Here is a 12,568-nt window from a genome sequence, read left to right on the forward strand (position 1 = left end):
CGCGTCGGCCTTTCGCGCCTGCGCGAAACATTAACGACCGCGTGCCGCCCGCTCCGAGACTCCCTGCATGCGCAGCTACCGCGAGCTCTTCCGCACCCCCGAATTCCCCCCGTTCTTACTGACCTTCGCCGCCTTCTCCGCGGCCCAGACGATCGGCGCCCTGGCCCTCGGCACCCTGGTCTACCGGCTCACCGGCTCACCCCTGCTGTCGGCGGTGAGCATGTTCGGGCCGCAGCTCGCGCAGGTCATCGGCGCCACGCTCCTGCTCTCCGGAGCCGACCGGCTGCCGCCGCGCGCCACCCTCACCGGCATGGGCCTCGGCTACGCGGCCGTCACGGCGGCCCTGGCACTGCCCGGCCTGCCGGTCGCCGCCGTCTTCGGCGTCGTCGTCCTGCAGGGCCTGATCGCCTCGCTGGGCGGCGGAGTACGCGGCGGGCTGCTCAACGAGATCCTCTCCAAGGACGGCTACCTGCTGGGCCGTTCGGTGTTCAACATGGCCAACGGGCTGATGCAGATCACCGGCTTCGCGGCCGGCGGTGCCCTGCTGACGGTCCTGTCCCCGCGGTCCTGCCTGCTGCTGGCGGCCGCCCTCTACACCGCCTCGGCCCTCGGCACCCGCCTCGGCCTGACCGCCCGGCCGCCGCGCGCCGCGGGCCGTCCGTCCGTCGCGGCGACCTGGCGCACCAACGCCCTCCTGTGGTCCTCCCGCCCCCGCCGCCTCACCTACCTGGGCCTGTGGGTGCCCAACGGGCTCGTCGTCGGCTGCGACTCCCTCTACGTCTCCTACGACCCGCACGCGGCCGGCGCCCTGTTCGCCTGCGGGGCGCTGGGCATGTTCGCCGGGGACGTGGCCGTCGGCCGGTTCGTGCCGCCCGCGCTGCGGCCCCGGCTCGACATCCCGCTGCGGCTGCTGCTGGCCGCGCCGTACCTGGTGTTCGCCCTGCACCCGCCCGTCGGGCTCGCCGCGGTCTGCGTGACCCTCGCCGCGGTCGGCTTCGCCGCGAGCCTGGTCCTGCAGGAGCGGCTGATGTCCCTCACTCCCGACGAACTCAGCGGCCACGCCCTCGGGTTGCACTCGGCCGGCATGCTGACCATGCAGGGCGTCGGCGCCACGCTGGCGGGCTCGGTGGCGCAACTCACCTCGCCCGCCAGTGCGATGACCCTCATCGCGGCCGCGTCCCTCGCGGTGACGCTGGCGCTGGCGGTGGCCGCCCGGCGGGAGCGGAGGGTTACGGTGCCGGCTCAGCCGCAGGCGCCGTCGCCGGCTTCGGCTCCGGCGAAGCGGTGAGCTCCGCGGCCGGCCCGAACTTGTCGGCGACGGCGGCGATCTGCTCGATCCCGGCCTTCAGACCCGTGCCGAGCTCGTCCGCCGCCGTCCGCTCGTTCTTCTCGACCTCCTGGTCGAGCCGCTTGGTCGCCCGCTCGAAGTAGCGCAGCAGCTCCACCGGGAAGGGCATGACGAGCGTGGAGTTCTTCTCGGCGGCGACCTCGACGACGGTCTGCAGGAGGCGCAGCTGCATCGCCTCCGGGGTCTCCGCCATGATCCGGGAGGCGTTGGCGAGCTGCTGCGCGGCCTGGAACTCACCGTCCGCCGTGATGACCCGGGCCCGCCGCTCCCGCTCCGCCTCGGCCTGCCGGGACATGGACCGCTTCAGCGACTCCGGGAGCTGTACGTCCTTGATCTCGACGCGGTCGATGTGGATGCCCCACTGCGCGGCCGGGCTGTCGATCATCAGGGCGAGCCCCTCGTGCAGCCGCTCGCGGTCGGTCAGCAGGTCGTCCAGGTCGCTCTTGCCGATGATGGAGCGGAGCGAGGACTGGGCGACCTGCCCGACGGCGAACACGTAGTCCTGCACCTCGATGGCCGCGCGGATCGGGTCGGTGACCCGGAAGTAGACGACGGCGTCCACCTTCACCGACACGTTGTCCTTGGTGATGCCCTCCTGCGTCGGCACCGGCATGGTGACCACCTGCGTGTTCACCTTGCGCATCCGGTCGACGAAGGGGATGAGGAAGGTGATCCCCGGCCGCCGGAACTCCGGCAGCGCCTTGCCCAGGCGGAACACCACCCCACGCTCGACCTGGTTGACCACCCGCATCCCGCTGCGCAGCACGAGCAGGGCCGCCACGACCACCAGTACGACCCCTACAACGGCGCCGTCCATGGGCACACACTCCATTCTCGACGTGATCCGGACAAGAATCCGGACAAGGATGAGGACACTTCCCGGCCTTCCCGGGATGCGGGTACCGGCGTCAGGAGTGCGTAAAGAAAACCAGCGCACGGTACTCGGCGCACGTGGGGAATCATGGGGGTGACGGGACGTCGGTGGGGGAGGCAGTGTGACTGCGGCGGGCGGCGGGTCGGTCTTCATCAGTTACGCCGGGCCGGACCGGGGCTGGGCGCAGTGGGTGGCCTGGCATCTGCACGACGCCGGCCATCGGGTCGTGCTGGACGTATGGGACTGGTCGGCCGGTGACAACTTCGTGGCGCGCATGGACGAGGCGCTGAACAGCGCGACCGCGGTGGTGGCCCTGTTCTCCCGGCACTACTTCGAAGACTCGCGGTGGACCCGGGAGGAGTGGTCGTCGGTGGTGGCACGGCGCGAGCGTCTCGTCCCGCTGGTGATCGAGCCGCTCGACGGCACCGACGTGCCCGCCCTGCTGGCCCCGCTGATCCGCAGGAACCTCCACGGTCTGGACGAGGAGCAGGCGCGCGCCGCCCTGCTCGACGCGGTCGCCGGTGCCAGGGGCCCGCGTACCAGACCCGCCTTCCCCGGCGGTCCCGCGTCCCCGTCCCCCGGCGGTCCCGCGTCCCCGTCCCCCGGCGGTCCCGCGTCCCCGTCCCCCGGCGTCCCCGGCCACCGCCCGCCCCTGCCCGGCACCGGTGGCGGTGGCGGAAGGGGCCTGCCGAGCCCGGAGACCCTGCGAGCCCCCGGGCCCGATCCGTCGCCCGGGTCGCCCGGGGCGGAGGCACCCCTGTTCTCCTCCCCCGAGGAGAGATCACAGGCCCGCGACCTGGCGAAGGCGCCCCGCCGCCCGGACACCGTCTAGTCAGCGCCGGGTGGGCCCGGTCGCCGCCCCCCGGCTTCCGTCCGGCGCGTGCTCGGCCGGACGGAAGCGGAGGCGGTCCCCTTCGGTCGTTCCTCAGCACAAGGGGGCCGCGTGCCTTCCAGACCGGAAGGTGCGACGCCGGGGGAGGCGTCCGACTTCCATGGTGCGCCATCCCGCCCGCGCCGCAACGACACGTACGGGTTCGCCCCCAAAGGCGTTCATTAGGCGCCGAGTTGCCCCCGTGGGCGGCCGTCATGGAGTAACGGGAGCGCCGGACCCCATGAGGCTTGCGGTGTGATTGTTCCGTAATCCCATGATCACATTGAGTGGTGACCGGTCGTCCCACCATGCTGTCGTCCAACTCCTCCGCGGCGCCTCAGCACCGCCGCGGGGGAGCGGCTTCCAGACGCTTCTTCCTTCCAGGGAAGGTGAGATGACCAACAGGCAGATGATGACCGTGGCCGTACTGGCGGCGGTCCTCGTGTGGAGCACGGTGATGACCGTGCTGGGGCAACTCGCGGCGGTCGCCGCGCTGTTGCCCTCGCTCGGACTTCTCGTCCAGCAGATCGGCGCCGCGTTGGGCGGCTCCGGCGGCACGGACCCCGGGCCGGGCCCGACGCCTCCCGCACGGGAGCTCCCCGCACCGATACTCCCCGCGCCGTCGGCCGCTTCCCCCTCGGCCCCTTCACCGACGGCCCCGGCCGGGAGCGAGGAGCCGTCGCGGTGAAGAAGCCAGAGGTGCCCGAACAGTCCGGCGGAGACCCTCCCAGTCGCCGCGGCCGCCCGCCGGAGCCGATCGGCGAGGACGTCGGCGTCGCCCACCGCACCTGGCTGGAGCCGGTCCGTGACCGGCTCGTCGCCAGCGGGCTGACCCTCGACGAACTCGTCGGCCGCTCCGGCTACTCCAAGACACGGCTGTCGGAACTCCTGCGCGGCAAGGGCTACTACCCCGGCTGGGAGATCACCTACAGCGTGGTGAAGGCCCTGGACCTGCCGCCGTGGCCACTGCGCCGCCTGTGGACCGCGGCCGCCCGGGAGGCGGACAAGAACCAGGTCTGGATCGAGAACCGCATCCGCGCCGTGCAGCCGCTGGGTCCCGAGCAGCCGCCCGTCGCGCACCTGGGCCTCACCCAGATCATGCGCCGGCCCTACACCGCCTACGCGCGGGCCTTCCTGCAGTCCGAGAACCGGGCCCAGCGCGCGGTCGGGGAGACCTTCGACATCCTCTGGCTCACCTGGGACGAAGCGATCGCGGTCCCCGACACCCCGCGCCACGCCTGGCAGTTGCTGCGCGCCCGGGTCATGTCCCGGGCCGCCCAGCAGGACGGGCACCCGGACCTGCGACAGGCGGCCTTCGCCACCGTCGCCCAGGCGGGCATCGCCGACCTGGGCGAGCGCAAGACCCGTATCGACACGATGGCGGACTTCTTCGGCGCGATCGCCCGGCTGCCCCAGGACCAGATGGACGTCATCGTGCTGCGCCACCTGTGCGGCGTCCGTCCCGAGGCCGTGCCCGGCATCGTCGGCCTGACCCCGGCCATGACCCACACCCTGGACCACCACGCCCGAGGGGCGCTGACCGGCCTCTACCTCCGCACCGACACCCTGGAGTGATCACCACGGCCATGAGCATCATCGACGACCTTCTCGCCCAGTCCCTGCTGCTGCCCGATCCGCACGTCCCCGCCGACGTCGTGCCGTACGACGACATGGCCTACCCCGCCTTCACCGACGACGGCCGGCTGCTGTGGGACGGCGACGGACCCGACCTGGCCGACGACGGCGCCGCACAGAGCCTCGCCGCCCTGTGCGAGGCCGTCGTCGCGCACTGCACGCCGGACCAGCTGGCCGACTTCCTCACCGACCAGCTGCCGCAGCCGCGGGCCGCCTGGATCCTCGGCTGCGCCCTCCAGCTCGCCGGCGCCGACGACGGGGCCCGCTTCTGGTGGCAGTACGCCGCCGGCGCCGGTGACGAGGCGCCGTCGTACTGCCTCTACCTGCAGCACCTCGCCCGCGGTGACACCCATGCCGCCGCCCTGTGGCAGGCCCAGGCGGGAGCCCACGCGCCGGACGGCGACGGTGCGGCCTGCGGGGACGCCCCGGCGTACCGGATGGTGACCGCCGACACCAGCCTGCCCACGGTCCTGCGCGTACTCAGCCGCCTCACCCGGGCCACCCCCCGCCGGCACTCCCCGACCGCGGCCGCGGTCATAGACTTCGTGGCCACCGCCGTGGCCATCGGCTACGACCTCCACCCGGACCTCGAAATCCCGGTACCTGGACCGAACTTCGCGGAACACCTGGAGATCATCGTCGCCGCGACCACCCTGCGTGCCCCGCACGGCCCGCAGGGCGAACCGGGCACGACCCTCCCCAACCGGCCCGCGTCCCCCAACCGGCCCGCGTCCTCGGGCCGTTCCGCCTCCCTGGGCCGTTCCGCGCCGGAGGCCACCGCCGAGCGTGCCCCGGCCCCCGAGAACGTCCACGAACCCGAGCGGCTGCTGGTCGAGGTCACCGCCGCCGACCACGAACCCGAATCCGCGTCCGCGTTCTTCAAGGCGGCGGTCGCCGTCTGCTGGCGGACCGTCACCGCCGCCCGGACCTCGGGCACCCCGGACGGACAACCGGGCATCCGCCGCGCCTACTACCTGGACCGCTTCCGCCCCCGCTCCCCGCGGCCCCCGGGCTTCGCGACCAGGTCACCGTCCGGTGCGGGCACGCCCCACCCGCATGGGCTATGATCAATCCAGAGCTGGCCGGCCCGATCGGGGTCGCCCGGTGCTGCGTTGGTGGTCCAAGGAAAGACGCCCCGCTTCCTGCGGGGAAATGCAGGTGCAAGGCCTGCCCGGCGCTCCATCCCGAGGCCCGTCCACTGTGTGGACGGGCCTCGCGCGTTGCCCGGCGCCGCGGCCCTCACATCTCCGGCCCCCAGCGTTCCGGCCCGCCGCCCCGCCAGTCGATCCACGGCGCCTGCGCGACCTCCGCCGGGTCGATCTCCAGCCCGGCCCGGCGAAGGAACTCGGCGACGTCGCTCACGTTGTGCGCCAGCCCGAGGATCTCGCCGTCCACACGCACGCGCCGGCCACCCGTCGGCGACGGCGGATGCACGATCACCCGTATCGGTCCGGACATGCCTTCAGGATCATCCGGGACGTACGGTCCCGCACTCCAGCCCGTCATCCGAGGCTCCTCAGTTCCCTGCCCTGTCCGACCGTCCGAGGGCGCGCAGCTCCCACCAGGCGGCGGGGTTCGGGCGCCGTTGCTGCCAGTAGGGATGGAAGAACACCTGCGCCGACAGCAGGTGCAGCCGCCGGCGCAGCTCGGTACGCCCGGGCCGCTCGGCGAGCTGCCGGTAGGTGGCGCTCCATTCCTGCTGCGCCCGGGCCAGGTCCGCGGGAAACGATCGCATGACCGAATTCAAGCACGTGTTCGATTTTTGAGTCCATCGACGACGGGAGTGACGGCGGGACTGCTGTGACTGAGCGCGACAGTTGGCCGCTGCGCGCTTAAGTTGGCCAGTAACGCGCTCAGCAGTGTCCGCAGCCGCTCGGCGAACAGCTGACCTGGGAGAAGATACGTCATCAGCGAGGACGGGAAGATCGTCAAGCTCAAGGGGCGGATCCGGAAGCTCAAGGGCGATTGCAAACGCATCGACACGCTCCGGAACGAGCTCAACGAACGAGCTGACAAGCCGGATTGGACATCGATGTGGGGACTGCTCGGAGACAGGGGCGCCGAGCGCGCCGTAGCACTCGCCACCGCGATGAGCAACTTCTATGCCGACGACCTCGCCATGATCCGCGGCATTGAGCAGATGCTCGAGCTGGCCGAGGACGCGCTCAAGGAGGTGAGCGACGTCCTCACGCCCCACGGCGTCGCCGACCCCTCCTACGTCCCGATGGCCGGCGCGGTCCTGCACGTCTACGCCGCCGCGTTCAGCGAGCCGAAGCGCGACCTTGATCATCTCATCGACCAGCTCACCGTCACTCGTGCCGAGCTGACCTCGTGACCTGCTTGACGAGCACTTGCGGCCGAACGGCGTATCCGTGTGGCAAACAGGGTTACCGACGAAATGCGGCTCACCAGGTGACGGAATGCCTTTCGCGAGTCTGTGAGCCGGCCGTCCGACCCACCTCTCTGCTGAGCATCGAGTCGCCGTCATCCAAATGGAGCGGCTCGGCGTTTGGCCAGGTGCGCGGCTGGTCACATTGTGATCATGCCCGATTCCCAGGGCGGCGGCCGACGGCGCCCGCCGCGGCGTCGGAGCCCGCGCGTGCGTGTACCCCAATCGCGCCAGCAGCCACGGCCCGGTCCCCCACGGTGGATGTCCTTCCTCGACAAGGCGGCGTACATCCTCGCGCCGGGGACTCTCGTCGTCGGCTTGCTCTACTTCTACGGCAGCACGTACACGGATGCGTACTATTCCTTCTTCGGGGTGCCGCCGCGCGATCTCCAGCTCTCCGTACAGGGTTACTTGGCCAACAGTCCGCGGGCGATTTTCTTCCCGTTGGTGATCCTGTTCGTTCTCGGCTTGGGGCTATTGACGGTGCTGCTGTCGATCAATCATGTGCGGGGTGTGGTTCGTCAGTGAGGTGCTCTTGGCCGGGCTGGCGGTGGCCGCCTTGTTTATCTTTTTGGCCGATTACGCGGCGCTCGCAGGCCGCACTGATGCCCGCAACGACGCAGGCAAGGGTTTCAGGGACAAGCCATCTGTTGTGATCCATTCGCGGGTAAAGATCGCTCATAATGTTCCGGGAATCACTGTCAAGGACCAAGGCGGCGGAAGTGGACCCTACCGCTTTCGCTACAGCGGCTTCGTCACCCTTGCGAAAACACCGACCCACTTCTATCTCGTCTCCCGCAACTGGCATTCCGGAAAAGTGGTGCTCGTGCTGCCGGACGACGGCACCCTCCGGGCCGAGATGAGGCCGGCCTGAATGAGCAGGTGCTCGATGGCGTCTCCGACGGAGAAGGATGAGGTCTCGCGGCCGAGCGCGTCGAAGACCTGGACCTGGTTCGCGTCCTCGTGCCGGCGGGCGCGAGACGCGGCGACGACGAACCCGGCGTCAGGCAGGCGGTCCAGGTGCGGCCAGCGGGCTCGCACCGAGCTCAGCTCGGTGAGTTCGACATGGCCGTCCGGATGAACGGAGACGACCAGGGCGTCGAAGGGACGGACATCGCCGCCGGGCTGCGGAGTGCGTTCGGCAAGCAGCCGGTGTGCGACGCAGAAGACATCGACGGTGCTAGTCAGGACGTGGCGGTCGTGGTGCGCTCGGGGGAGGTGGGCGTAGGAAATGAGAGCGGACTTCTGTATAGGCGGGCTCTCCAGGGTGGGCGATCACGGTCATCGGGCGCTGCGCTGAGCGGCGGTCGGTGGCGCGCGATGACGCTGCCATGTGCGGTACGAGACCTTGGCCAATGCGTCGAGCATCGGCGCCGAGGTGGGCCGCCCGCCTCCGGTCTCTCGGCGATCCGTCGAAGAGTACTTGCATGGTCGAGACCAGCGCGTAGCCTCTCGATACCGGAGCGCCGCAGCGGCCGACGCCCCGCACCGGCCCGCCTCCGCCGATGCTGCACCGCAGGCTGTGGTGGGACGGCGGCCGCAGGGGTGCCCGCCGACACCTGCGAAGGCATGGCCGAGCCTTGCCGCACCCAGCGATGGAATTCGGCTGGTCCACGTACACTCGCTCGAAGTCGGCGTCGGCAGGGATCGCGTCGTGCCTGTCCCGGGATCGAGGAGTGTCACGGTGCCCGTCCTTGCAGCGCGGTCGGGCGGTGATGATCGGCCGGCCGGCAGAGGTTCGCCGTATCTGCAGATCCTGGGCCCGTTACGGATCTGGCGCGACGGCGTCGAACTGGATGCCGGGCCACGGCAACAGGCGTATCTCCTGGCGCTGTTGCTGGCCCGTGCCGGCAGTCCGACCAGCACGAGCGAGCTGATCGACCTGGTCTGGGGCGATGGCGTCCCCTCCAGCGCCTTGAACGTGCTGCAGAAGTACGTCGGTGCGTTGCGGCGGCTGCTGGAGCCGCGGCTGCCCGTCCGCGAGGCCGGGTCGTTCCTTCACCGGCGCGGCAACGCCTACCTTTTCACCGCCGCTCCCGCGACGCTGGATCTCGTCGCGTTCCGGGAATTGGTCGATGCCGCCAGGGCTGCGGCGACTGGGCACGATCACGAGGTGGCCCTGGATCACTACGTCGTTGCGCTCGGGCTCTGGCACGGCCCGGCGGGTGACGGCATCGCGGACGGGACGATCGCCGCGCCGGTCTTCGACGCGCTCAACAACGAGTTCTACGACGCGTGCACGGCGGCGGCGGAGCTCGCGGTGTCGCTGGGCCGGCCGGAGCGGGTGCTGGTGGCTGTGCAGCTGGCGGCGTCGATGGCGCCGTTCAACGAGCCGGTGCTGGCCGCTCTCGTCGGTGTTCTCGGCGCGGCGGGACGTCAGGCGGAGGCGCTGTCGGTGTTCGGTCAGGTGCGTGACCGGCTCGCCGACGAGCTCGGCATCGTCCCGGGTGAGGCGCTTCAGGAGGCACACCGGCGGATCCTCACCCAGCCCCCGGCCTCGCCGCTCGTGCGGGCGGCGGACTTGGAGGCCGGGTGGACCACGGGGGCGGCGTCCTTGATCGGCCGGAGCGGGGAACTCGCCACGCTGCGGCAGGTGGTGGAGCGCGCACTCGCGGGCGGCACTGCGATCGGCGTCGTCGAAGGCGAACCGGGCGCGGGCAAGACCCGGCTGCTGGAGGAGGCCGCCGCCGTGGCGGGCCGGCTGGGTGCACTCACCGTCTGGGGCTCCTGTCTGGAGGGCGACGGGACACCGGCGATGTGGCCGTGGGAGCAGGCACTGGGCCAGGTCGTGTGGAGTCTGCCCGCTGCGGCGAGCGAACAGTGGCTCACCGGCGGGCTGGGCAGCCTCCTGGCACCGGGGGACGAGGCGGTCCGGGAACTCCCCGACGGCAACGCCCAGTTCCGGCTGTTCGAACAGGTCGTCGCCCTCGTCGCACAGGCCTCGGCACGGCGGCCGACCCTCCTGATACTCGACGATCTCCAATGGGCCGACGCCACCTCGCTGCAGTTGCTGCAGCACCTGGCGGGGCGGCTGCCCCGGGGCACCGCGGTCATCGGCGCGCTGCGCGACCGCGCACCCGCGCTCGGCCCGGACCTCTCCCGGGTGCTGGCCGCTGCCAGCCGGCGGCCCGGCCACCGCAGGTTCCGGCTCGGCCCGCTCGGCCTGGCCGACGTGACCGCACTCATCCGCCACGAGGCCGGCCAGGATCCAGACGACGCCGTCGCCCGCGCCATCCACGCCCGCACCTCCGGCAATCCGTTCTTCGTCCGCGAGCTCTCCCGCCTCCTCAGCGGCGCCGGCACGATCGGCGACGGCGGTGCGTCCGCACCGGCCGGGGTCCCCTCCACCGTCCACGACGTGGTCCGCGACCGGATGACCGGCCTCGACGACCAGGCCCGCGACCTGCTCCAAGTGGCCGCGCTCATCGGCCGCGACGTCGACCTCGGACTCCTGTCCCGCGCCACCGGTGTCGCTGTCGCGGACTGTCTGCACCGCCTGGAACCCCTGCATACGCTCGGGCTGCTCGAACCCGGGCCGCAGGACCCGTCCTCGCTCCGCTTCGCGCACGACCTGGTACGCGAATCGGTCTCCGAGACCGCGACGACACAGCAGGTCACCCGGCTGCATCTGTGCGTCGCGGACGCGCTCGAACAGATCCACGCCGACGACGAGGACGTCGCCGAACGCCTCGCCTACCACCTGTGGGCCGCCGGCCCCCTCGCCGAACCCGTTCGCGCCGCGGAGGCGCTGATCCGCGCCGGGCGCCGCGCGGCAGCCAAGCTCGCCTTCGAGTCCGCCAACCGGCAGCTGCGCTCCGCGATACACGTCAGCCGGGCCTCCGGACTCATGGAACTGGAGTTCTCCGCTCTCACCCTGCTCGCCATCGTCGTCAGACGACAGGCGGGATACGACGCCTCGACCTTCGACCTGCTGGAACGGGCCGAATACCTGGCCCGCACCCTCGGCCGGGAAGCGGAGGCCGCCGACTTCCTCTTCATCCGTCTGATCGGTGCCCACACCTCCATCGAGAAGGGCCGCGGGCAGTTGGCCCGCCGCATGCACGAGCTCGGTCAGGTGTCTCCCGATCCGGTCGTCCGACGCTACGGCCGGCTGGCCTGGGGCCTGCGTCAGTGGGACATCGGCAACATCGGCGAGGCGTACCGGACCTTCACCGAGGAGGAGGTCGCCGCTGTCGGCGGCACCGTCGCCCCGGACGAAGAGACACCACTCCGCCGGGACGGCAGCAACATCAGGGAAGAGCCCTTCATGCGGGAAGTCATGACCGCGCTGCACGGCGATGTCGACGCTGCGCTGGCTTTCGTCGACACCTGGGACACCCCGGGGGACCCGTACGCGGCCTCGGTCCGGGTCTACTACACGACCATGATCGCTTCCATGGCCGGGGACGCCGAAACAGCACGGCGCGCCGGCGAGCGGTGGGCCGCCGCCGGCTTCGACCGTCTCCGTACCCAGAGGGACCACTACATCCGGCAGAACTGGTGCTGGGCACGTGCCCTCACCGGCGAGAACCCAGCCGACGCCGCAGCCGAGGCCGAGGAACTCCTGGCCGCCCACCTGCTCCATCCGCCACAGTGGGGCATCGCCTACCACTACGCACTGATCGCCGAGATGTGGCTGGCAGCCGGATCGCCCGACCGGGCCGACGCCGCTCTCGACCGAGCCGACCAGACAATGCGGGACTACGGCCAGCGTTACGCCGAAGGACTGGTCCTGCTGCTGAAGGCACGCCTGCTGCAGATCCGCGGCGCGCCCCTCACCGCAGTCCGGGCCGCCGCCCAACAGGCCTACACGCACTCCACCGCATGTGAGGCGCACCTGTTCGCGCGACGCGCCGAACAACTCCTCTAGGCCATCCGGCCGCGGCCGCCGCTCGCACCGCAGCCGCGAACTTCACCGCGTCCTCACTCTTGATCAAATGGCCGGGCGGACGTCGATCAGCAGCGCTGTCCCCGCCAGCAGAACCAGGAAGTCCGGCGTGTGGTCCTCAAGGCCTTCCACAACGCTGTCCATCGCCGGGCCCACCCCGACCGCGTCTCCAGACGGGACCAGCCGCTGGCCGCACCACTTCCCCAAAGGACCCGCAGGTGGAAGAGCTGAGCACTACCCTGCAGGCCAACAACGACGCTCAGACGGGCCAACTCACCCGCTCACGGGCCAAGCGAAGCGCTCAGTCTCACTTGCTGTGACCGAGCGCCCTACTTGGCCACTGCGCGCTTCAGTTGGCCGGTGTGCGTGATGTACCGAGAGACCTGGGGTGCCAGGCTGTTCTCGCGGTGGCAGTGGGCCCGGCAACCTCGATGTCAGCAGCGGCACGTACGGTCTGGGCTCATGACCGATCAGCAGTGGGTGGGAGTACGTCAGCGGGTCGAGGCGGCGGCTGCAGGGCCTGCGGGCAGCAAGGTGTTCGGGGCGTTGGGGCACAAGTGGGT

The 12,568-nt window shown here is 71.1% G+C and carries 12 protein-coding genes; 9 read left to right on the forward strand and 3 right to left on the reverse strand.

Annotation, left to right across the window (positions count from 1 at the left end):
• Window positions 1-67 precede the first annotated feature (67 nt).
• Complete coding sequence (locus tag ACFWPS_RS48415; RefSeq protein ID WP_383719263.1) at window positions 68-1,288, forward strand: MFS transporter; 1,221 nt, start codon at window positions 68-70, stop codon at window positions 1,286-1,288.
• On the opposite strand, the gene ACFWPS_RS48420 is transcribed toward ACFWPS_RS48415, so the two are convergent.
• Entirely contained in the window at window positions 1,230-2,165 is a 936-nt protein-coding gene (locus ACFWPS_RS48420; protein WP_383719265.1) for a slipin family protein, read from the reverse strand. The two genes, ACFWPS_RS48415 and ACFWPS_RS48420, sit on opposite strands and share 59 nt — an antisense overlap.
• A 178-nt stretch (window positions 2,166-2,343) precedes the next feature.
• Between ACFWPS_RS48420 and ACFWPS_RS48425 the strand changes: the two genes are divergently transcribed.
• The 4 genes from ACFWPS_RS48425 (at window position 2,344) to ACFWPS_RS48440 (ending at window position 5,795) form a co-directional block, all read left to right on the forward strand.
• Window positions 2,344-3,054, forward strand: a complete 711-nt coding sequence (locus ACFWPS_RS48425) for a toll/interleukin-1 receptor domain-containing protein (RefSeq protein WP_383719267.1) — start codon at window positions 2,344-2,346, stop codon at window positions 3,052-3,054.
• A gap of 433 nt (window positions 3,055-3,487) precedes the next feature.
• Window positions 3,488-3,781, forward strand: coding sequence for a hypothetical protein (locus ACFWPS_RS48430; protein WP_383719270.1), 294 nt, complete (start codon window positions 3,488-3,490; stop codon window positions 3,779-3,781).
• Window positions 3,778-4,668 (forward strand): XRE family transcriptional regulator, encoded by an 891-nt coding sequence (locus ACFWPS_RS48435; protein ID WP_383719273.1) that lies wholly within the window; start codon window positions 3,778-3,780, stop codon window positions 4,666-4,668. The genes ACFWPS_RS48430 and ACFWPS_RS48435 overlap by 4 nt, the downstream gene beginning before the upstream one ends.
• Before the next feature lie 11 nt (window positions 4,669-4,679).
• Window positions 4,680-5,795 carry a DUF6207 family protein gene (locus tag ACFWPS_RS48440; RefSeq protein WP_383719276.1) on the forward strand — a complete coding sequence of 372 codons (1,116 nt, stop codon included), beginning with the start codon at window positions 4,680-4,682 and terminating at the stop codon, window positions 5,793-5,795.
• Between the two features lie 172 nt (window positions 5,796-5,967).
• Here ACFWPS_RS48440 and ACFWPS_RS48445 read toward each other — a convergent pair whose 3' ends face one another.
• Both ACFWPS_RS48445 and ACFWPS_RS48450 read right to left on the reverse strand, forming a co-directional pair.
• Window positions 5,968-6,186 (reverse strand): hypothetical protein, encoded by a 219-nt coding sequence (locus tag ACFWPS_RS48445; RefSeq protein WP_383719277.1) that lies wholly within the window; start codon window positions 6,184-6,186, stop codon window positions 5,968-5,970.
• Between the two features lie 58 nt (window positions 6,187-6,244).
• Window positions 6,245-6,463 (reverse strand): hypothetical protein, encoded by a 219-nt coding sequence (locus tag ACFWPS_RS48450; protein ID WP_383719280.1) that lies wholly within the window; start codon window positions 6,461-6,463, stop codon window positions 6,245-6,247.
• A gap of 297 nt (window positions 6,464-6,760) precedes the next feature.
• Here ACFWPS_RS48450 and ACFWPS_RS48455 point away from each other — a divergent pair, with 297 nt between their 5' ends.
• From ACFWPS_RS48455 to ACFWPS_RS48470, 4 genes are all read left to right on the forward strand, one after another.
• Window positions 6,761-7,063: a hypothetical protein gene (locus ACFWPS_RS48455; protein ID WP_383719282.1), complete on the forward strand. Its 303-nt coding sequence runs from the start codon at window positions 6,761-6,763 to the stop codon at window positions 7,061-7,063.
• A 315-nt stretch (window positions 7,064-7,378) separates the two neighbouring features.
• Entirely contained in the window at window positions 7,379-7,645 is a 267-nt protein-coding gene (locus ACFWPS_RS48460) for a hypothetical protein (RefSeq protein ID WP_383719283.1), read from the forward strand.
• Window positions 7,629-7,991, forward strand: a complete 363-nt coding sequence (locus ACFWPS_RS48465) for a hypothetical protein (protein ID WP_383719286.1) — start codon at window positions 7,629-7,631, stop codon at window positions 7,989-7,991. The genes ACFWPS_RS48460 and ACFWPS_RS48465 overlap by 17 nt, the downstream gene beginning before the upstream one ends.
• 810 nt (window positions 7,992-8,801) lie before the next feature.
• A complete protein-coding gene (locus ACFWPS_RS48470; RefSeq protein ID WP_383719289.1) occupies window positions 8,802-11,987 on the forward strand; it encodes an ATP-binding protein in 3,186 nt (1,061 codons plus the stop codon).
• Window positions 11,988-12,568: the final 581 nt, after the last annotated feature.

This window comes from Streptomyces sp. NPDC058457, from assembly GCF_042720695.1.
Classification (GTDB): domain Bacteria; phylum Actinomycetota; class Actinomycetes; order Streptomycetales; family Streptomycetaceae; genus Streptomyces.

What these genes read in the sequence shown, in the direction of transcription:
- ACFWPS_RS48415 (WP_383719263.1), top strand. Translation starts at nt 68, where the DNA reads ATGCGCAGCTACCGCGAGCTCTTCCGCACCCCCGAATTCCCCCCGTTC.
- ACFWPS_RS48420 (WP_383719265.1), bottom strand. Translation starts at nt 2,165, where the DNA reads ATGGACGGCGCCGTTGTAGGGGTCGTACTGGTGGTCGTGGCGGCCCTG.
- ACFWPS_RS48430 (WP_383719270.1), top strand. Translation starts at nt 3,488, where the DNA reads ATGACCAACAGGCAGATGATGACCGTGGCCGTACTGGCGGCGGTCCTC.
- ACFWPS_RS48440 (WP_383719276.1), top strand. Translation starts at nt 4,680, where the DNA reads ATGAGCATCATCGACGACCTTCTCGCCCAGTCCCTGCTGCTGCCCGAT.
- ACFWPS_RS48445 (WP_383719277.1), bottom strand. Translation starts at nt 6,186, where the DNA reads ATGTCCGGACCGATACGGGTGATCGTGCATCCGCCGTCGCCGACGGGT.
- ACFWPS_RS48450 (WP_383719280.1), bottom strand. Translation starts at nt 6,463, where the DNA reads ATGCGATCGTTTCCCGCGGACCTGGCCCGGGCGCAGCAGGAATGGAGC.
- ACFWPS_RS48455 (WP_383719282.1), top strand. Translation starts at nt 6,761, where the DNA reads ATGTGGGGACTGCTCGGAGACAGGGGCGCCGAGCGCGCCGTAGCACTC.
- ACFWPS_RS48460 (WP_383719283.1), top strand. Translation starts at nt 7,379, where the DNA reads ATGTCCTTCCTCGACAAGGCGGCGTACATCCTCGCGCCGGGGACTCTC.